This window comes from Acinetobacter sp. YH12137 (assembly GCF_013418535.1).
GTDB lineage: Bacteria > Pseudomonadota > Gammaproteobacteria > Pseudomonadales > Moraxellaceae > Acinetobacter.
Genome location: NZ_VPBW01000030.1, coordinates 12,840 through 33,274 on the forward strand (window position 1 = coordinate 12,840; position 20,435 = coordinate 33,274).

At 40.9% G+C, this 20,435-nt stretch carries 20 protein-coding genes; 9 read left to right on the forward strand and 11 right to left on the reverse strand.

All coding sequences use genetic code 11. From position 1 onward, the window contains the following. Positions 1-160 precede the first annotated feature (160 nt). Positions 161-2,185 (reverse strand): NADPH-dependent 2,4-dienoyl-CoA reductase, encoded by a 2,025-nt coding sequence (locus tag FTU72_RS12595; protein WP_179993003.1) that lies wholly within the window; start codon positions 2,183-2,185, stop codon positions 161-163. A 166-nt stretch (positions 2,186-2,351) separates the two neighbouring features. Between FTU72_RS12595 and FTU72_RS12600 the strand changes: the two genes are divergently transcribed. From FTU72_RS12600 to FTU72_RS12615, 4 genes are all read left to right on the forward strand, one after another. Further along, the gene (locus FTU72_RS12600) at positions 2,352-2,900 is read left to right on the forward strand and encodes a PadR family transcriptional regulator (RefSeq protein WP_166134890.1); all 549 of its coding nucleotides are present in this window, start codon (positions 2,352-2,354) and stop codon (positions 2,898-2,900) included. Positions 2,901-2,914: 14 nt separating this feature from the next. Next, positions 2,915-3,847: an alpha/beta fold hydrolase gene (locus tag FTU72_RS12605; protein WP_179993004.1), complete on the forward strand. Its 933-nt coding sequence runs from the start codon at positions 2,915-2,917 to the stop codon at positions 3,845-3,847. A gap of 19 nt (positions 3,848-3,866) precedes the next feature. After that, positions 3,867-4,571: an NAD-dependent deacylase gene (locus FTU72_RS12610; RefSeq protein ID WP_179993005.1), complete on the forward strand. Its 705-nt coding sequence runs from the start codon at positions 3,867-3,869 to the stop codon at positions 4,569-4,571. A gap of 87 nt (positions 4,572-4,658) precedes the next feature. Continuing rightward, positions 4,659-5,558, forward strand: coding sequence for a LysR substrate-binding domain-containing protein (locus FTU72_RS12615; protein WP_166134896.1), 900 nt, complete (start codon positions 4,659-4,661; stop codon positions 5,556-5,558). 294 nt (positions 5,559-5,852) lie between these two features. Here the strand turns inward: FTU72_RS12615 and map are convergent, their stop codons facing one another. Further along, positions 5,853-6,647 carry a type I methionyl aminopeptidase gene (map, locus tag FTU72_RS12620; RefSeq protein ID WP_179993006.1) on the reverse strand — a complete coding sequence of 265 codons (795 nt, stop codon included), beginning with the start codon at positions 6,645-6,647 and terminating at the stop codon, positions 5,853-5,855. Between the two features lie 352 nt (positions 6,648-6,999). On the opposite strand from map, the gene brnQ reads away from it, so the two are divergent. Both brnQ and FTU72_RS12630 read left to right on the forward strand, forming a co-directional pair. Continuing rightward, on the forward strand, positions 7,000-8,286 hold the full coding sequence (gene brnQ / locus FTU72_RS12625; protein ID WP_180031959.1) for a branched-chain amino acid transport system II carrier protein: 1,287 nt from the start codon (positions 7,000-7,002) through the stop codon (positions 8,284-8,286). Positions 8,287-8,878: 592 nt separating this feature from the next. After that, positions 8,879-9,094 carry a hypothetical protein gene (locus FTU72_RS12630; RefSeq protein WP_004783783.1) on the forward strand — a complete coding sequence of 72 codons (216 nt, stop codon included), beginning with the start codon at positions 8,879-8,881 and terminating at the stop codon, positions 9,092-9,094. Between the two features lie 102 nt (positions 9,095-9,196). Here FTU72_RS12630 and FTU72_RS12635 read toward each other — a convergent pair whose 3' ends face one another. Beyond that, entirely contained in the window at positions 9,197-9,655 is a 459-nt protein-coding gene (locus FTU72_RS12635) for a hypothetical protein (RefSeq protein ID WP_180052960.1), read from the reverse strand. A gap of 116 nt (positions 9,656-9,771) precedes the next feature. On the opposite strand from FTU72_RS12635, the gene FTU72_RS12640 reads away from it, so the two are divergent. Continuing rightward, positions 9,772-10,638 carry an alpha/beta fold hydrolase gene (locus FTU72_RS12640; protein WP_179993008.1) on the forward strand — a complete coding sequence of 289 codons (867 nt, stop codon included), beginning with the start codon at positions 9,772-9,774 and terminating at the stop codon, positions 10,636-10,638. Positions 10,639-10,790: 152 nt separating this feature from the next. Here the strand turns inward: FTU72_RS12640 and gltS are convergent, their stop codons facing one another. The 8 genes from gltS to FTU72_RS12680 all read right to left on the reverse strand — a co-directional run bounded on the left by gltS (position 10,791) and on the right by FTU72_RS12680 (position 18,305). Then, positions 10,791-12,014 carry a sodium/glutamate symporter gene (gene gltS / locus FTU72_RS12645; protein WP_104484060.1) on the reverse strand — a complete coding sequence of 408 codons (1,224 nt, stop codon included), beginning with the start codon at positions 12,012-12,014 and terminating at the stop codon, positions 10,791-10,793. A 124-nt stretch (positions 12,015-12,138) separates the two neighbouring features. Beyond that, positions 12,139-12,333 (reverse strand): hypothetical protein, encoded by a 195-nt coding sequence (locus FTU72_RS12650; protein ID WP_179993012.1) that lies wholly within the window; start codon positions 12,331-12,333, stop codon positions 12,139-12,141. 114 nt (positions 12,334-12,447) lie between these two features. Then, entirely contained in the window at positions 12,448-13,131 is a 684-nt protein-coding gene (locus FTU72_RS12655) for a hypothetical protein (protein ID WP_257218526.1), read from the reverse strand. A 58-nt stretch (positions 13,132-13,189) separates the two neighbouring features. Next, positions 13,190-13,897 carry a hypothetical protein gene (locus FTU72_RS12660; protein ID WP_179993009.1) on the reverse strand — a complete coding sequence of 236 codons (708 nt, stop codon included), beginning with the start codon at positions 13,895-13,897 and terminating at the stop codon, positions 13,190-13,192. 69 nt (positions 13,898-13,966) lie between these two features. Beyond that, positions 13,967-16,606 (reverse strand): bifunctional aconitate hydratase 2/2-methylisocitrate dehydratase, encoded by a 2,640-nt coding sequence (locus FTU72_RS12665; protein ID WP_004783803.1) that lies wholly within the window; start codon positions 16,604-16,606, stop codon positions 13,967-13,969. A gap of 297 nt (positions 16,607-16,903) precedes the next feature. Continuing rightward, a complete protein-coding gene (locus FTU72_RS12670; RefSeq protein WP_004783805.1) occupies positions 16,904-17,173 on the reverse strand; it encodes a hypothetical protein in 270 nt (89 codons plus the stop codon). A 213-nt stretch (positions 17,174-17,386) separates the two neighbouring features. Beyond that, positions 17,387-17,746 carry a hypothetical protein gene (locus FTU72_RS12675; RefSeq protein WP_004783806.1) on the reverse strand — a complete coding sequence of 120 codons (360 nt, stop codon included), beginning with the start codon at positions 17,744-17,746 and terminating at the stop codon, positions 17,387-17,389. Positions 17,747-17,858: 112 nt separating this feature from the next. Next, the gene (locus FTU72_RS12680) at positions 17,859-18,305 is read right to left on the reverse strand and encodes an I78 family peptidase inhibitor (RefSeq protein ID WP_004783808.1); all 447 of its coding nucleotides are present in this window, start codon (positions 18,303-18,305) and stop codon (positions 17,859-17,861) included. Positions 18,306-18,759: 454 nt separating this feature from the next. On the opposite strand from FTU72_RS12680, the gene xseA reads away from it, so the two are divergent. Both xseA and xseB read left to right on the forward strand, forming a co-directional pair. Then, positions 18,760-20,031, forward strand: coding sequence for an exodeoxyribonuclease VII large subunit (gene xseA, locus FTU72_RS12685; RefSeq protein WP_180012372.1), 1,272 nt, complete (start codon positions 18,760-18,762; stop codon positions 20,029-20,031). Then, a complete protein-coding gene (xseB, locus tag FTU72_RS12690) occupies positions 20,021-20,215 on the forward strand; it encodes an exodeoxyribonuclease VII small subunit (RefSeq protein ID WP_005235956.1) in 195 nt (64 codons plus the stop codon). The genes xseA and xseB overlap by 11 nt, the downstream gene beginning before the upstream one ends. Positions 20,216-20,435: the final 220 nt, after the last annotated feature.

A 20,435-nucleotide genomic window follows, 5' to 3' on the forward strand; every position in this document is an offset into this window, starting at 1 on the left:
TCTTTGCAAATAGGGGGATTTAGGGGGATTCTGGTGTTTCAGAATAGAATCCTCTCCCTAACCCTCTCCTTTAACAAAGGAGAGGGAATGTTGCGAATCAACTTTCTTTCATGACAATTTCGCATGAAAGCAAAAACTGTCATCTTTTAAGTTTTATCAATTAAATCACCGCAGCCAATTCAGCACCCTGACGGATTGCACGTTTAGCATCCAGCTCACCTGCTTCTTTCGCACCACCAATGAGATGCACGTTTTTACCGGCAGCTTTTAGTTCATCAAACATGGCAGTATAAGATTCCTGACCAGCACAGATAATGACATTATCTACGTCTAACACTGCAGGTTGATCATTTACCATCACATGCAGACCTTGATCATCAATTTTTTCATAGCTTGCACCAGCAATCATTTTGACATTACGATGCTTTAAGCCAGCACGGTGAATCCAGCCTGTGGTTTTACCCAGACTTGAACCGACAGAAGCTGCTTTACGCTGCAATAAATAAATTTCACGTTCAGGCTGTTCTACATTGGCGGTCTTGAGTCCACCGACATTTTCATAGTTAGTATCGATTCCCCATTCATCATAGAATTTTTCCGGATTGACGCTACCACTTTCGGTCCCATGACTGAGCATCTCAGCCGTATCAAAGCCAATACCCCCTGCACCAATAATCGCTACACGCTGGCCGACTGGTTTACGCTCTCTTAGTACCTCCAGATAAGACAACACTTTAGGATGATCAATTCCAGGAATATCGAGCTGACGCGGTGTCACCCCAGTGGCAACCACAATGTCATCAAATTCGGCTGAAATCAGCTGATCAAAGGTCGCGGTGCAATTTAATTTCAATTGAATACGTGGTTGCAACTCAATCTGACGTTTGAAATAACGTAAGGTTTCATAAAACTCTTCCTTACCTGGAATGGTCTTCGCAATATTAAATTGCCCACCAATCTGCGCTGAAGCTTCGAATACAGTGACATGATGACCACGACCTGCTGCATAGATGGCAAAGCTTAAACCCGCTGGTCCTGCACCAATCACTGCAATATTTTTCGCTACATTGGTTTCTTTAAAGATCAGTTCAGTTTCATAACACGCGCGTGGATTCACCAGACAGGTAGCAATTTTCATCGAGAAAATATGATCCAGACAGGCCTGATTACAACCGATACAGGTATTAATTTCATCACTACGGCCCTGTTCTGCTTTTAAGACAAACTCAGAGTCTGCCAGCATTGGACGTGCCATTGACACCATATCGGCATCGCCTGTAGCCAGGACATATTCTGCCATTTCCGGCGTATTAATACGGTTAGAGGTAATAAGAGGAATACTCACCTGACCTTTTAGCTTGCGCGTAACCCAAGTAAAGGCCGCACGTGGCACTTTGGTAGCAATGGTCGGAATACGCGCTTCATGCCAGCCAATACCGGTATTAATAATCGTCGCGCCCGCTTTCTCAATGGCTTTGGCCAGTTGGATTACTTCTTCTAGAGTTGAACCGCCTTCAACCAGATCCAGCATGGAAAGACGATAGATAATAATAAAATTCTCACCGACCATTTCACGGGTACGGCGTACAATTTCAATCGGGAAACGGATACGGTTTTCATAACTACCACCCCATTCATCATCACGATGATTGGTACGCGCTGCGATGAACTCATTGATCAGGTAACCTTCTGAACCCATGATTTCGACACCGTCATAACCGGCGTATTGAGCCAGTCTGGCACAGTTGGCAAAGTCATCAATGGTTTGCTGCACTTCAGCAGAGCTTAAAGCATGCGGTTTGACTGGATTAATCGGTGCCTGAATTGGAGACGGCGCGACATTTTCCGCCTGATAAGAGTAACGGCCGGTATGCAGGATCTGCATGGCAATTTTCCCGCCAGCCTCATGCACGGCTTGAGTAATGATTTTATGCTTTTCAGCTTCTTCAATCGTGTCGAGCTTGGAACCGCCCTGAAAAGTGACGCCATGATCATTCGGTGAGATACCACCTGTCACAATTAATGCTACGCCACCCTTGGCGCGTTCTGCATAAAAGGCAGCCATCCGATTATAACCACCTGGTGCTTCTTCTAAGCCCACATGCATAGAGCCCATCAAGACACGGTTTTTAAGCGTGGTAAAACCTAGGTCCAGTGGGGCAAGTAAATTCGGATATTTAGACATTTCAACTCCCTAGCGTGCAGATGTGCTGGCTATTTTTATTCAGGCTGACTGATTTATTTCCATCAAGCATCAGCCTTATGCAACTTGTTGCACTAATTTATAGTGCAGAATTGATTTTTATGCAACATGTTGCATAATAATCCCGAGTCACTTTTTTGAGACGTTTATGTCTTTATCACATGTTTTACTCACCAGCCTGATTGAGAAACCGAGCACCGGCATTGAACTGGCACGCCGTTTTGACCGCTCCATGGGCTTCTTCTGGAATGCCACCCATCAGCAGATCTATCGTGAACTAAATGCCATGCTGCAAAAAGGCTGGATTTCGACCATAGAAGAGGAAGATTCTCATAGCCGTAAAAAAACCTATCAGGTAGAACGACTCGGCCGGGAAGAACTGGCTAACTGGATGCTGGAGCATAGCTCTCCTGCACAGCTTCGTGAAGAATTGATGGTTCGTCTGCGTGCAGAAGCCCAACTTGGCGGCAACAGCACCTTACCTGAACTGGAACGACATCTAGAAATACATAAAGAAAAGCTTAAAACCTATCAGCATATTTTCGCCAAAGACTTTGCTCAAGCTGACGAAAATGACCGAACCCTGTATATTCATAAAATGATTCTGCAACTGGGTATTGATCAGGAACTGGGCTGGATTGCCTGGCTGGAACAGGTCATTCCCAGACTTAAACAATTCGATGTAGAAAAATTATAAATACGGAGATATGCATGCCCTTCTATACCATGCCAGATGGCGAACAGTTATTTGTACGTGAATACGGTCAGGGTCAACCGGTACTGGTCCTATCCGGTCTGGGCATGTTGAGCTGGCAATGGGCAGCTTTTCTCTATCCACATCAGAAAAACTTCCGCTTTATTATTCCTGAATGGCGCGGTTTTGGGGCGTCTAGTCACTGCAAAATCCCGCAAGACCTGGATGCGATTTCCAGTCACTGGCTTGATGTTCAGTCGGTGATCCAGCAGCTCAATTTAGATCAATTCATTGTAATTGCTTACTCTATGGGCGCGACAACCACCATGCATGGCCTGTGCTATGGGAACTTTGCCAAACACATAGCAGCTTATTTGCATATTGACCAAACACCGAAGATTCCGGTCGATAATGCCTGGGCATTTGGACTTTTTGGTCCACGCCATCAGGAATTTATTGAAATTTTGCAGCAGCTTTCAACATTACTTGCAGAACATCAGCATATTGAACTCATTCGGGATCTGGATAATTCAGTACGACAGCAAATTGCAGCATTATGGCTGCGCTTTATCCAGCTACAAAATGATCGTCCAGCCAGTTTGAAAGTATTTAAGTTCATCCTGAACCAACCTCGTCTGCAAAGCCTGCTCCTTCCTTCTAGCCGGGTGGATTATATGGCGTGGTACATCAATAATTATTTATATCATCAGGAAGATTATCGTGAAGCTCTGACGAAGCTTACTTGTCCAGTAACTTTCTTTAGCGGTGTGCAGTCAAAACTTTATCCTGTGGAAGGTCAGCGCCTAATTGCCCAAAGCCTGCCTCAGGCTAAACAGGTACTTTTTACAAAATCTGGCCATACCCCCTTACTGACCGAACCACTCAAATTTGCCAAGGAGCTCGGTATCTTTCTGAAAGACAATTTACAGTCGAGTTCATCAGCGGCCTAAAGATTCAGGAGAAGAAATCATGAAAAAACTGGTGGTGTTTTCAGGTGCTGGCATGAGTGCGGAAAGTGGGATTAACACCTTTCGTGACAGTGATGGGCTTTGGGAACAGTATCGTATAGAAGAAGTGGCCACACCGGAAGCTTGGGCTAAAAATCCGGAACTGGTGCAACGCTTTTATAATGCCCGACGTAAAAATATTCTGGAAGCACAGCCAAATGCAGCTCATCAACTCATTGCCGAACTTGAAGATGATTTTGATGTACATGTGATTACCCAGAATATTGATGATCTGCATGAACGTGCGGGAAGCTCCAAGGTCATTCACCTGCATGGTAATATCCGCCTAGCCAAAACCTCAGGCCCGAATTGTCAGTACACCACCGAGTTTTATCCGATTGAAGGGACTGAATTAGATTTAACTAAACACTTCTGTAAGGATGGCTATCCACTACGTCCACATGTAGTCTGGTTTGGCGAAGCAGTTCCTGCTTATGAAGAAGCACAAGATTGTGTACAGAATGCTGATATTTTTGTGGTCATTGGAACCAGTTTGCAAGTATATCCTGTTGCTGGTTTAATCCATGAGATTCCAGCTCACTCCACAGCTTACTATATTGATCCCAAAGCAGATCAACAGCATTTACCAGTTCAGTTTCACAAGATTTCCCAAACGGCCACAGAAGGCATGAAGACCTTACTTAAATTACTTGAGTCCGAGATCTAGTCATCATTCAAAATTCGTATTCTATAGTTGACAGTATGCAACAATCATTTTTTAATCAGCCTATTGTTGCAGGAATGGAATTAAACGATGCTGACTGATCTGGATGATTTTTACTGTTTTGCGCAGGTCGTTGAACATGGCGGCTTTAGTGCAGCCGAACGTGCCACCGATATTCCCAAATCCAAGCTCAGCCGCCGTGTTTATAATCTGGAAGAACGCCTTGGTGTCCGCCTGATTCAGCGTAGTTCTCGCCATTTTGCAGTCACTGATATTGGCATGAATATCTATCGACATGCACAAGTGATGCTCAGTGCAGCACAGGCCGCCCATGATCTGGTGGATCATCTCAGTACTGAACCGCGTGGTACCATTAAAATCAGCCTGCCCGTCTCCATTGCCCAGAATGAAATGGCAAAAATCCTGCCGGATTTCCTGAAAAAATATCCTGAAATTAAAGTCCAGATGATGATCACCAATCGACGTGTGGACATTATTAATGAAGGTTTTGATCTGGCCTTACGGGTACGGACCAGCCTGGATGATGATCCGAATCTGGTAATTCGTCAGTTTGAAAAAATTGAACAGCATCTGTTTGCCAGTCAGGGCTATTTAAATGAATTTGGCGATCTTAAAACACCTGAACAGCTCTCTGAACATAAAATTTTAAGCATGGCTGAGGAACATACTGAACAGTTCCTGATATTGCAGAATGAGCAGCAGCAACAGAAGAAAATCCGGATCAACCCGACCGTAATGGGATCAGACCTGAATATGCTGGCACAACTGGCAGCTTCAGGCTGTGGTATTACCTTATTGCCCGATAATGTCGTGCAGCAATATATAGAACGGGGCGAACTGGTTCGGGTACTTTCAGACTGGAAAACGGCACATGGAATTTTCCATCTGGTTTATCCTTCCCGTCGTGGTCTGTTACCAGCTGTAAGAGTATTTATTGATTATCTGGTTGAGCATCTGCATCTTGTATAAATAGACATATTTCCGGCAAAAAAAATAGCTCATTCTTGGGGAAAAATGAGCTAATAAAAACGATTCACTACAGCATGAAGTGAACGAAAGGAAACTACTACCGCCAAGCCAAATCTAATACACAGCAATCAGACATCTAACAAAGCAAATATCAACTAACTATAAATAGATTAAGAGAATTTGGCTGGTTAAACCACTTCTTCATGTAGTATTTTGTAGGCTTTTGTCATTAATAACACGTATGCTGTAATTTATGTAAGCTACTGTATTTCAATGCATAACATGAAAAATAATTTAAATTTCCGGATACTCGCCAGTGCCTTCTGGCCATGGTGATAACAGCTCAAAACCTGTGTCGGTTACAACTACCATGTGTTCCCATTGAGCTGACCAGGATTTATCTGCAGTCACGACTGTCCAGCCGTCCTTCAGCTCTTTAACACGTGCTTTACCCATGTTGACCATAGGTTCAATGGTAAAGACCATACCGGGTACCAGTTTGATGCCCTGACCTGGTTGTCCGTAATGCAGAATGTTTGGCTGTTCGTGATAAATTTTACCAATCCCATGACCACAATATTCACGCACAATGGTGTAGCCTTCACGCTGTGCAACAGACTGGATTGCATAACCAATATCGCCTAGGGTTGCGCCCGGTTTAACGGCATGAATCCCGGCAACCATAGCTTCATAAGTGGTTTCGACCAGACGTTTGGCTTCAGGAGTTGGTGTACCGACATAATACATTCGACTGGTATCGCCAAAATAACCGTCTTTAATGATCGCAACGTCAATATTAATAATATCGCCATCTTGCAAGACCGTATTCGGAGATGGAATACCATGACAAACCACTTCATTCGGTGAAATACAGGTGGTTTTGGTATAACCATAATAGCCAATATTAGCTGGCGTCACTTTTAGTGTATTGACGATAAAATCATGACAGATGTCATCCAGATATTCAGTCGTGACACCCGGCTTGACATGCTCCCCGATCATTTCCAAAACCTGTGCAGCCAAACGCCCAGATATCCGTAATTTTTCGATATCTTGTTCGGTTTTCAGAGTAATCGCTGGAGCTCGCATGGATCTATCCTCAAGGTGAATCAGGAAATTATAGTCCTTTTTCAGACAAGATGCGCATTTGTTCGCTCTGCATGACAATTCTTAAAACTTGCTCTAGAGAATCTCAATGCTGCTTATTTATACAAACAATAAGCTTAAAATGATGAAATGGAGCCTAAATGATTTATTTATTTAAAAATAAATTATATTTTTTTCAACTGAATATCAAAGATATATTTCTACCAAGCTTTTAAAGTTCATATTATCCGATCATCAAGATCAGTAAAATCAAGGCTTTCAGCATTAAATTAAACTCCAAAAATCATGACATATACACTAAAATCGCTTTCTTTTAGTTATTTGTTCTCCCTCTATGACAAGTCTCCGTACAAGAGATATTGTGGCCTTAGGTTTTATGACCTTTGCACTGTTTATTGGTGCAGGCAACATTATCTTTCCACCGATTGTGGCTCAACAAGCCGGTGAGCATGTATGGTTAGCTGCCCTAGGTTTCCTGATTACGGCAGTTGGCCTACCTGTCATCACCATCGTGGCATTGTCACGTGTTGAAGGTTCCATCCAGATCTTAAGTTCTCCTTTAGGTAAAGCTGCCAGTCTTTTACTGACTGTCGTGTGTTATCTGACGGTTGGACCTTTATTTGCGACACCACGTACTGCAACCGTTTCTTATGAAATCGGCTTCTCTTCATACTTTGGCAATGCACCTAGCAATCTGCTGATCTATAGTGTGATCTATTTTGCTGTAGTGACTCTGGTTTCCCTTTATCCAAATAAGATTTTGGATACGGTTGGTTACTTCCTGTCTCCGGTAAAAATTATCGCATTGATCATTTTAGGCGGTGCTGCAGTGTTGATTCCTGCCGGCAAACCACCTGCTGCAGTGGGTAACTATGTTACAAGTCCGGTCACTGAAGGCATCGTTAATGGTTATCTGACCATGGATACCTTAGGTGCATTGGTCTTTGGTATTGTGATTGTGCGTGCGATTACTTCTCGTGGCGTAACGGATCGCAAGCTGATTACCAAATATGCAGTCAATGCAGCGATTATTTCAGGGATTGGTCTAACTCTGGTTTATCTCAGCCTGTTTAAACTAGGCCTAGGTAGTCACGATGTTGCCCCTAATGCTGCCAATGGTGCGATTATTCTGCATGCCTATGTACAACATGCTTTTGGTGATATGGGTGCTTATTTCCTTGCTACTATGATTTTTGTTGCCTGCATGGTAACTGCGATTGGCCTGACCTGTGCATGTGCTGAATATTTCTCGTCTATTACCAAACTGCCCTATAAAGCCTTTGTCTTTATACTGGTCGGCTTCTCGCTGGTGATTTCTAATCTTGGTTTGACCAAACTGATTGCCGTTTCTGTGCCTGTATTGAGCGCGATTTATCCGCCTGCGATTGCAGTGATCCTGCTAAGCTTCTGCGGTCATTTCTTTAGAAAACCTGCTCAAGTTGTTGCACCGACCACACTGGTTGCATTTATTTTCGGTGTTTTTGATGGGCTTAAAGTTGCTGGCCTTGAATTACCTGAATTGCTACAGAACTTACCGCTTTCTGAACAAAATATGGCATGGCTGATTCCATCTCTTATTGTTCTTGTCATTGCCGCTGTGATTGACCGCATCAGAAATTAATCTTTCTAAGAGGTCATAAAAATCGTATTTTTACCCAAAATCCGGTTTTAGCGTGATCAATAACTGTCAGGTTTTACCCAAACCGGCATTTATTGTTTACCTCCTCTAATCATGATCACAGCCAGATTGTATTTTAGAAAGCTTTATAGACTTTTATCAATTATTTTAATTAGCTTCTTTCTTACTTCCATTTTCATTCTTTAGCAGAAGATCAATACAACTCTCTATTTTACTGTTTTTTAAACATATTGTTTCCTGATTAAACCAACTCACCTTCATCATCCTACATAGACTTACATTCTCTGGATTATCTCTACAAATTTTTGGCGTAGAATTTGCTTTTCTCTATGGTAGCAATGATTGGTCACTTGCACACTTCAGTCGAACTGCCCTCGCTGAAATGTTTAAGATGATAATTCGGATGCAATCATTGATTAGTACAGTAATACGACTAAAGGAGGCCATTTTTAACTGTTAAAGTTCACTTAAATAGTTGCAAAGGTTGAAATTAAGAAGTACAACTGTATATTCAATTCAGACTAAATCAATAAGATTTACTCTTCAATAATACAAATAAACGGGAGGGATGGAGATGTTATCAGTACATTTCAAAAAGCAAGTCTTCATTGACGCTCTTAAGGCAAATACCAATCTGGTGACTTTCTTGAGCACCACGGTTGCGCTTATGCTGACCTTGATTGTGCATTGTTTAATTCAAGGCAATTTAAAATTTGAGTACGTCGGTTATGCCTTGATTGTGTCGGCAGCCTTTTTCTTATGGGCTGTGATTGACCAGAAATACCGATAATTTATTAATAAATTTATACCCCAGTGGATGATCTGGCCAGTCATCCATCTGGCAGAAAAGAATTGAGCAATAGGCTCAAAAAATAAAATCAACCCTTAAAAATTAGAATAATCCGATCGCCGCCCCATAAAGAAGCACACTTGTCCCTCCCAATTCCGCAATAATCAAACTGACCATTGCCAAAGTCATAAGCACGCCCGGCAACTGAAATTTACCTAGTTGATGCGGTCGCTTAAACTGATTAGTGGTGTCTTTCAAAAACCCATGCAAGATATAAGCGCCAATCGAGAAACTGAAAAAGAGAACATTGATCAATACACAGATCAAATTAGTCTGCGAAGATAGTGCTGAATAATAAGCCAATACTGCCAGAATCAATGTCGCAGGGGCATAAAGCAGACTGCTGCGATGCGCAATATCCACATAATAATGCGCCCGTGAATTGACAGACTGGCGGATTTGCCAATATTTCCATACCCCGGTTAACATCCCCATCCATAAGAATATTCCACTAAAAATAATCGCGATCTTTACTGCCAGATCAAGTTCGATTCCCTGCATATTTTCATTCCGTTTTTATCATCGTACTGACTTTTTAGTCATTGTTTTAACAAGTTTCTTTGAAGAAGTCAGGTAAATTTAAGCATTCATTCTGATTCAAAAATATAGTGTAGCCCATGTCTGAATTCGAAACATTGACTCTAAAGTGCCAGGATGGCTATCAATTAAGTGCACGTTTTTATCCAGTCACTGAGACTGAAAGTAAGAAATCTCCCATATTAATCTGTCCTGCGACTGGCATTACCAAACAGTTTTATCATATTTTTAGCTGCTGGTTGCAAACTCAGGGTTATGCCGTAATGGTATTTGATTTTCGAGGTATTGGGGAATCTTTAAAAGGTTCGGTTAAGCAGTCTAAAGCCAGTATTGTGCAATGGGGACAACTGGACATTCCGGCTGCGATAGATGCGCTATTAGCTAAAACTCAGGCAGCAAAGGTCATCTTACTTGGTCATAGTGCTGGTGGACAGCTGCTGGGTATTGTCCCAAACTATGTCAAAGTGGAAAAAGTCGTGGCAATTGCCGGATCGACGGGTCATATTAAAGGTTTAAGGGGCCGCACCAAATTACTAGCGCCAGTGATGTTCAATATCATTTTCCCATTGGCACGTATCACTAAAGGCTATGGCCCAACCCAAGCGATTGGTATGGGTGAAAACCTGCCAAAAGATGTGGCACGTGAATGGGCAGAATTTTGTAGTAAACCAGGTTATATAATTAATGCGATTGGTAAAAAGATCGCACCAGCACATGACTATCATGCTCAGATCACCTGCCCGATCACATCAATCTGGGCGTCGGATGATGAAATCGCCACTCAAGCGAATGTCAAAGACTTGCTGCGCTTATATCCAAAAGCAGCCACAGAAATGATTGAGCTAAAGCCCCAAGAATATGGTCATAAAGGGATTGGCCATATGCTGATGTTCAAGAATTCACATCAAAACTTATGGCCAGTCATTGAGCAACAGTTATCTGCCTAAAGATGATTTAAATGGCTATTGATAGGTTAATGTGCTTTAATACGCTCAGTATGAGATGAGCCTCTTACAGTATGTGCCTCAGATGTGCATACGACTAGCCCCTAACCATGGGGCTTTTTCATGTCTATATGATTTTAAAGTTGTATTAAAATTTAACCGAAAAATGCAATGATGCTCTGAATCACCACAGCATTCACAATATCAATAAAAAATGCACCACACAGCGGTACGATCAAAAATGCTTTATGTGATGGACCATAACTATTGGTGACCGCCTGAATATTGGCAATCGCAGTCGGTGTTGCTCCCATACCAAAACCACAATGTCCTGCTACCAATACAGCGGCATCGTAATTTTTTCCCATGATTCTAAAGGTCACAATTGCGGTAAATAAAATCAGTACCGCTGTCTGCGCAAACAAAATGGTAATGAGCGGGCCTGCCAAATCGGCCAGTAACCAAAGTTGCAGTGACAGTAAAGCCATAGATAAATACAGAGACAATGACGCATTTCCGAATACATCAATAGCACGGTCGAAGATATCGACTTTTAGGACATGTTCCAGGAAGTTACGTACAATCACCCCTGTCCCTAAGGCCCAGACAAAGGTCGGCAGTTCAAACCATCTTCCCTGACTGATCTCTGTCATCTCATTCGCAACAAAAATACATAGCGCAAACATCCCCAAAGTCGACACTGCATTACTGGCTGTAATCAACCGGGTTTTCTTTGGATATTCGAAGGGTGCGGTGTTGATGCTAGTATCGAGTTGTTGCTCATTGGTCTCTTGCGCTACTGTCTCTGCCAATTGATTGCGTTTAATCAAGAATTTGGCAACCGGACCGCCCACAAGTCCACCAATAATCAAACCAAAAGTAGCGCTTGCCATTCCGAGGACAATTGCCCCCTGGATTCCATATTGAGTTTCCAGAACTTCACCCCAAGCACCGGCAGTACCATGACCCCCTGTTAAGGTAACAGAACCAACAATCAGACCAATCAATGGATCAAGCCCAAGTGCTGTAGCTAAGCTCATACCCACCGCATTTTGTACAACTACAAATAGAATGACACAGACCAGAAAGATCAGCAGTGATTTCCCGCCTTCTTTGAGCTTGGTAAAGTCTGCACTTAAACCAACAGAGGTAAAGAACATCAGCATCAAAATAGTTTGGATTTCTGAGTCAAATGTGGCACTGATATTAAAAAATTTATAGAGAATAAAAGCTGTAATCGCTGCGATCAGACCGCCGATTACGGGTTCGGGTAAGTTATAATTTCTAAAGAAGCCAATTTTACTAACCAGATACCGCCCAATGAAAAGAAAAAAAACTGCAATTACCAAGGTGCCAAAGGCATCGATTTCATAATTCATAATATTCCCTATTGGCTTTATTTTCATACAGTTTTAGGAAAATAGTATGAAAAATCAATTTTAGAAATGTTATGCAAGTTATTGTTTCTAGTAATTGTTTGATTTACAGCCTGAATAGAGACAATTAATGTGGTGGAATATCATAAACCCAGTTGCGTGCTTGCTGGTCAGTCGTAGTTTCACAAACATAATAATCATGATCCCAAGCATCTTGATGGAAGATTTCCTTTTTATGGTAAGTCACCTGTTTACCATTTTCGACGCAGACAAAGCTATCGCCTTGGTCTTTAACCTGAGTTCCATTGAGGAAACCACCAATGCAGAGGAATCGAGATTGTTTGGGCTTTTATGACAACTTTCAATAATTTTTAATATTTGAATTGCATGATATATTTAGTAAATGTGCAATTTGTAGAAGTTTTTAAATATATGCTTATCTGAAAAATGATATTGCTTTACATCCTTCATAAAACCACATTAGTACTACTAGCATATTATTAAATGTATCTTGATAAAACGCATATTGGAAAATCTCAGGATTATCTCCTTTTCTTTTAATATTCTTAAATTTATTAAAATAGTAATCCTCCATTTGACCTTGTTGTTCTATCCAATTCTTATCAGGGATTGGTGAAAATAAAGGAGTTGAGTGTACTGAACCCTTATACCTCTTTCCAAATTCATAATAATAAAGTCCTAGAGCACAACATCTTAAAACTTCTTTCAATCTATCTCTATCTACAGTTAATTCCAAAGCTTCAAAAATATCTTCTGACTCTGAATCTTTTATTTTTACTGCTCTAGCTGTCGATATTAATTTTTCTTTTAGTTTAGATATTCGATCCTTTCTACTCCAAGAACGCATTACCTTACTTTCAAAATTTAAAAGTCCATATTTACCTGTTTGAATTGTCATTGATAAAACATTCAACAGATATTCATCATCACCTGACTTCTTACAATTATGATTCACACATGAAGGTACTTTGATCAGTCCTTTTCTTAAATCTAAACTAATATCTTTTAAGTCTTTTTTTTCTGGAAATAAGCATTTTGGTGGCACGTGTTCTTTTGTTGTCGCCAAATTATCACACATATAGCAAGATTGATTATTCATATAAAAAAGCGTTCATAAGTCAGCCCTAATCATACTTCTTATTTAAATTATCTTTCAATTAAACAGTTAATTCTAAATCAATTTTTAGAGAAACTTTTTTCTGTATATCTTCTACAATCGCATTTGGTGCCACAGTAAACAATAACATTTCTAACAAATAAGGCTTACCACCTTGTTCATAGATTTCTTTAGAAAGCATTTTTATCAACTCACAATATTCATTATAAGCATTTTTATGACTACGGTATTTAGGGCTCTTTCCTGTCAGACGAAATATTGTTTGCATATCATATTTCATCAACTCACTATTTCGACTTTGTGGCTGACTAAACAGCTCCCACTCAGATGCATAATTAAATAGTAGCCAATTGAGTGAATAAATCACTCTTGAATCATAAATAACGTATTCACTGGGTTGAATGAAAGAAGCAACTTTAGAAAAAGATGAAATACGATCAAAAGATACTTTAGTAAGCGATTTTTCCTCAAGATCCTTTAAAAATTTCAAAATTTTGGCATCGTTCAGTTCATTACGTTTGAAAGAAGAAATCCCGCCCCACTCTTGAATTATCCAATAATAACCAGGTAAACAGTCACCTTTATTCAAGGCTTTATTGAAATGTTCTTTGAGATAAACATTTCTATCGAAGTTTGAGGATAAATAATCTGGAATTTGTATCGGGCAATTTTTGGGAATATCCCAATGATAATTTTTTATATCGTGTTGTGCTGATAATTCTTTTAAAATCGAAATAAGTTTGTACATCTTATAAATACTAAATAAAAAAATAAGGGCTGATAAATCAGCCCTTATTCTAAACTACTTTTTGATCAATTAAGCTAATTGAGCAGCAGCAATTTTCTTGGTATCGATGTCTTTAGCAGCATCTGTATACTCGCTCATCTTGTCGAAGTTCAAGTATTGGTAGATGTCAGCAGACATACTGTCGATTTGAGCAGCGTACTGTTGGTATTCTTCTGGAGAAGGTAATTTACCTAATACAGCAGCAACAGAAGCAAGCTCAGCAGATGCTAGGTAAACGTTAGCACCTTGACCTAGACGGTTCGGGAAGTTACGAGTAGATGTAGACACACAAGTAGTGTTTGGAGCTACACGTGCTTGGTTACCCATACATAATGAACAGCCTGGCATTTCAGTACGAGCGCCAGCTTTACCATAAGTATTGTAGAAACCTTCTTCCATCAATTGGTGTTCGTCCATACGAGTTGGTGGAGCCAACCATAGACGAGTAGATAAAGAACCACCAGGTACTTTGTCTAGAAGTTTACCAGCTGCACGGAAGTGACCGATGTTAGTCATACAAGAACCGATGAATACTTCATCAATTTTCACGCCTTGAACGTCAGAAAGAAGTTTCGCATCATCTGGGTCGTTCGGGCAGCAAAGAACTGGTTCTGTGATTGTAGAAAGGTCGATTTCATACACTTTAGTGTATTCAGCATCAGCATCAGCTTTAAGAAGTGATGGGTTAGCCAACCATTTTTCCATGTTCTCAACACGGCGCGCCATAGTACGAGCATCGCCATAGCCTTGTGAAATCATCCACTTCAGCATAGTGATGTTAGAACGTAGGTATTCAGCAACTTTCTCTTCAGAAAGAGTGATCGCACAACCAGCAGCAGAACGTTCAGCAGAAGCATCAGAAAGTTCGAATGCTTGCTCAACAGTCAGGTCAGTTTCCATTTCTGTCAGGTCAATCTCAAGGATACGGCCAGAGAAGATGTTTTTCTTACCTTTCTTCTCTACAGTCAGGTCACCTTCTTGGATCGCTACGTAAGGAATTGCATGAACTAGGTCACGTAGAGTGATACCAGGTTGCATTTTACCTTTGAACTTCACAAGAACAGATTCTGGCATATCAAGTGGCATAACACCAGTTGCTGCAGCGAATGCTACAAGACCAGAACCCGCTGGGAATGAGATACCGATTGGGAAACGAGTATGTGAGTCACCGCCAGTACCAACGGTATCTGGAAGAAGCATACGGTTTAACCAAGAGTGGATAATACCGTCACCTGGACGTAGAGAAACACCGCCACGGTTCATGATGAAATCAGGAAGCGTGTGTTGCATTTGAACGTCAACTGGTTTTGGATACGCAGCTGTGTGACAGAAAGATTGCATTACCAAGTCAGCAGAGAAGCCTAGGCAAGCCAAGTCTTTTAATTCGTCACGAGTCATCGGACCAGTAGTATCTTGAGAACCAACAGTAGTCATACGTGGTTCACAGTAAGTACCTGGACGGATACCTTGACCTTCAGGAAGACCACAAGCGCGACCAACCATCTTCTGAGCAAGGGTGAAGCCTTTGCCAGTGTCAGCAGGTTGTACTGGAGTACGGAACAGAGTTGAAGGCTCAAGACCAAGCTCTTCACGTGCTTTAGTTGTCAAACCACGACCGATGATCAGGTTAATACGACCACCCGCACGAACTTCGTCTAAAAGTACTGGAGTTTTAAGGTCAGCTTCAGCGATTTGAGCGCCGTCTTTGAACGCAGTTACTTTAGCAGCAGCCTTGTCGATTTTAAGAGTGATTTCATCACCCATGTTCATGTTTGCTACGTCGATTTCAACTGGTAACGCACCAGCGTCTTCCATAGTGTTGAAGAAAATCGGAGCAATTTTAGAACCTAAGCAATAACCGCCTTCTTTCTTGTTAGGAATGTGAGCGATTTCGTCACCGAAGAACCAAAGTACAGAGTTAGTTGCAGATTTACGAGAAGAACCTGTACCAACAACGTCACCTACGTAAGCAACTTTGTTGCCTTTCGCGATGAGATCTTTAATTTGGTTTAATGGACCAACTTCACCAGGAACTTCTGGGTTGATGCCATCACGTTCGTTTTTCAGCATTGCATTTGCGTGCAATGGAATGTCTGGACGGCTCCAAGCGTCTTGTGCTGGAGACAAGTCATCAGTATTCGTTTCGCCAGTTACTTTGAAAACTGTCAGTTTGATTTCTTCTGGAACGTCTGCACGGTTTGTGAACCATTCAGCGTCAGCCCATGATTGAAGAACAGCTTTTGCATTTGCATTACCTGCACGTGCTTTATCAGCTACGTCATGGAACGCATCAAATACAAGAAGCGTTTTTTTCAAAGCTTCAGCAGCAAGACCACCAAGCTCTGCGTCTTCTAGAAGTTCAACTAAAGGAGCAACGTTATAACCACCAAGCATAGTGCCCAGTAAGTAAACCGCACGTTCTTTAGAAACTAGTGGAGAAGTCGCTTCGCCTTTTGCCAATGCAGCTAAGAACGCAGCTTTTACGTATGCAGCTTGGTCAACACCCGCTGGAACACGGTTTTCAAGCAAGTCAACTAAGTATGCTTCTTCACCAGCTGGGGGATTTTTTAATAATTCAACTAATGCAGCAGTTTGAGCATCATCAAGTGGCTTCGGTGGGACTCCGAGTGCGGCACGTTCTTCAACGTGTTGGCGGTAAGCTTCTAGCACGGTGTTATTCCTCTTTTTTAAAAAATTACCTGTGAATTCCTGCTTTATAAAAGCTTCACAAATAATATGGACTCTAAAATTTTACTAAAATTCCAGTTAAAAGTTAATGCAAGTACAGTGTTTCTTTGTGATGCTCATTATTTTATAACTAAATGATGCTTATAAAGATCATTCAATAATCAAATCATCATCGCCTTGCATAATTTAAGTACAGATATGGCAACTTTTAACCAAATTTGACGCATAAAAAAGGCAACATCGATGTTGCCTGATTTACTTAGAAAAAGATACTCCACCTTAGTGGACTGTCGTCGAGTTCAAATATTGCTGAAAAGCGTCCCGACAACCCTCAAATTTTAATTCGCATTGATCTTCATAAGTCTGACTATGGTTGTTGCTGGCAAAGGAAATCTCAACCAGACAGCGTTTTTTGTCCTGCTCCAAGATCTGCTTAATCACGACCTTGTCTCCTACACTCAGGACATAGCGTCCGCCACCGATAATCGCCAATCCTTTTTCATCTTCTAACAGCAGATCTGAGTGATATAAATACTTCACGACGTCCATATTATTGTTCTCCTCAAGGCTTTGGAGTTAAATTCATTATTCAATATAAAGATAAGCATTTCTATATTTTAGATTTAGCAATTGTCACAAATTATATTTAATATTGCTTAGGCTATTTTTATTATTAGAAGAATTTTCTTATATCTATAAACCACTATTTATTTTGAATGATGATTTCTTAGTTTGTTTTATTTAAATATAAAAAACCGTTCCTTAGAACGGTTTGTAATCTGGCATTTTATCATGCGGTGTGGCGATACATTTTTCGGTAAATTCAGCGCGGACTTTCTCACGGGCTGCATCTACATCGGTCTTAATTTCCTGTTCCGGAAGTGCATAGACTTCATCGATAATATTCAGGATAAAACCGCGAGTAATGTCGTCATCAATCTTGTTGGCATGCTCAACAGCCTTTTCTTTCTCGATCGCATTCTGACGATCCAGCATAATGGTCCGTGCAGCATTCCCCACACTACGACAATAGCCATGCCACTGCTCTTCAGGGGTTAAAGGTTTTTTCTCTGCACAGCCGACCAGAGCAACCATCAGCGATAAAGCAAATAACTTTTTCATGAATTTCTCCTTCCGAGAGGCACTATAAGAGATCAGCACAGATTTGTCATTTAAAATGAAATTTCTACCTATTCTTATTGATACTGCCTGCTCGAAAGTAGCATTTCATATCTTAACCACAGCTGGCCTGAACTACTTTCTTAGTGGCTGGATCTACAGTGACCGTCACGCGCTCTTCACGATAATCCATAGTGACAGGCTGGCCAGGTGCAACCATGCGTACCATTTGAGCTTTGGTTTTTTCTTTGATTTGCGCTTCAGTTAAATTCGATTGACCCACCAGTGCAGCTGCCTGATCAGCGATACATTTAGGCTGGTTTGCTCGGAAATATTCCCATTCTTCGACCACTTGCCCATTTTTTATATGACAATAGCCCACTTGCCCATTAGTTTCATTACGGATTTCCAGCTTTCCACCCTGATTGATACAATAGGCACTCGCTGGATTGGCTGTTCCTAATGACGCAGAGTTTGAATCAGGCGACTGGGTTGTACTACAACCAGCAAGGAGGATGGATGCAAATAATCCGGACAAACCAGATAAAATTATTTTTTTCATGAGCGGTATTCTTCTAAAGGAATTCGCCTTTAATGTAGCATATTCCATTTATAGCGTCAGATCTGAAAAGGCTTGAGTGTTTGTAATTCTGTAAAAAGCGGCAGGATCATTTTTTAATATCATTAGGTTTAACCCCATTTAAGTTCTCACTATTTCCTATGATTTATATCAATCAATAATTAGCTTTTAAAAGTAATCTCTTTCTTAAACTAACTAAAATTTAGATTCAGTTAAATATTGGAATGGCTTCAAGATGACAATGTCATTACATTATTATACAAAGTGTTTATTACCTTTCATCAACCAAGGATTACTCTAATATTTTGTTTTTAGACTATTAAGCTAATTCTTGCCTCAGTTTTTTATCCTAGTCTTCTTTATGCGCTGAGCTTAGTGTTTGTACTAGCAATCATATTGATTTAATATTTGATTGAATTTTAAACTTTATCTCGGCATGCAAGACGATCTCCAGCTTTCCTTAAAAGAATACCTTTCTACGGTTCAGGAAGTAGTTAAAATCACTTTCGATACACCGGTGTGGGTCAAAGCTGAGATTCGAAATTTAAATATCAAAGCTGGCCATTACTATCTGGAACTGGCAGAAAAAGATCCTGACAATGATCAGGTCATTGCCAGTTGCCGGGCCACCATCTGGAAATTTGCTGCACAGAAAATTGTGACGCAATTTGAACGTGAAAGTGGTATTGAGCTAAGCCGGGACCTTAAGGTTTTAATCAAAGTCAAAGCCAGCTTTGATCCGCAATATGGGTTTTCCCTAAATATTGTAGAGATTGATTCTGGATATACCTTGGGAGATATAGCCCGACGTTATCAGCAGATTGTAGAAAGACTGACAACCGAAGGTCTGATTAATCGCAATAAAAATCTGCCTACACCTTTTGACCTAAACCGGATTCTGGTGATTGCTCCAGAAAAGGCTGCAGGTCTGGGCGATTTCAAGAAAGATGCTGATGCTTTACAAAAAGCTCAGGTATGCGAATTTATCTATCACAGTGCGACCTTTCAGGGAAATACGGCAGCGCAAAGCATCATGCAAAGCTTGGCACAAGCTTTAAAGCAGTGGGCACAAACTTATCATAACGCGCCTGACCTGATCGTAATCATTCGTGGCGGTGGTGCAGTCAATGATCTAGCTTATTTAAATGACTATGCATTGGCTGCCCTGCTCTGCAAACGTTCAGTTCCCGTCTGGGTTGGTATTGGTCATGAAAAAGACAGGACGATTCTGGATGAAATTGCTCATCGTTCTTTCGACACACCAAGTAAAGTGATTGCTGGAATTCGCAATCATGTCGTCGAGCTGACGCAAGAAGTTATAAATAACCTGCAAAGTATCCAGAGACTTTCTCAACAGCAAATTCAAGCTTATCAAAGCCAGAATGAGCAATATCTAAAGCTAATCCAAAATTTGGCCAATCACCAGATTATGAATGCCTTGCAACGTTTAGAGCAGCTCAAGTCCAACACCTCTAACCTTGCCCAGCAACAGACCCAACTGATTAACCAGCAGCTAGATGCCCTGATGCGGGAAACACTGCTGCAAAATCCCAAACATGTTTTGTCCAAAGGCTATGCCATTGTGCGCCAGCAAGAACATGTGGTTCGTTCAATCCATCAAATTGATGTCCAACAACCCGTTCAGGTTGAATTACACGATGGCCTATTTTCAGCACAACTTACGCAGGTAACTCCCCATGAGTCATGATACTTTGAGCTTTCAGGAAGGCTATGACATCTTGAAAAAGAATGCTGAATTACTTGAATCTCAGCAAGAACCAGATATTGATAATCTGATGAAAATCGTTGAAGAGTCTATGCAGGCGTATAAAGCCTGTAAATCTCGAGTGGAAGCTGTTCAGAATGCACTAAACGAGACCTTTAAGGATTAATTTTATTAAATACCTTAAATCAGTATAGCCTGATGATTTAAATGCTTAGGCTATTTTTAAATCTCTTGCCTATAAAAAAGCCCTCATTTAGAGTAATGCCAGTCAGTTAAGCAAATATTAGTAAAATGTAGTAAAAATGAGTGTATGTAAATACGCTCATTTTTTTATGACTTTATCTGAAAATTTAGATTGCACCCTTCAACATTCTTTACCTTCACTT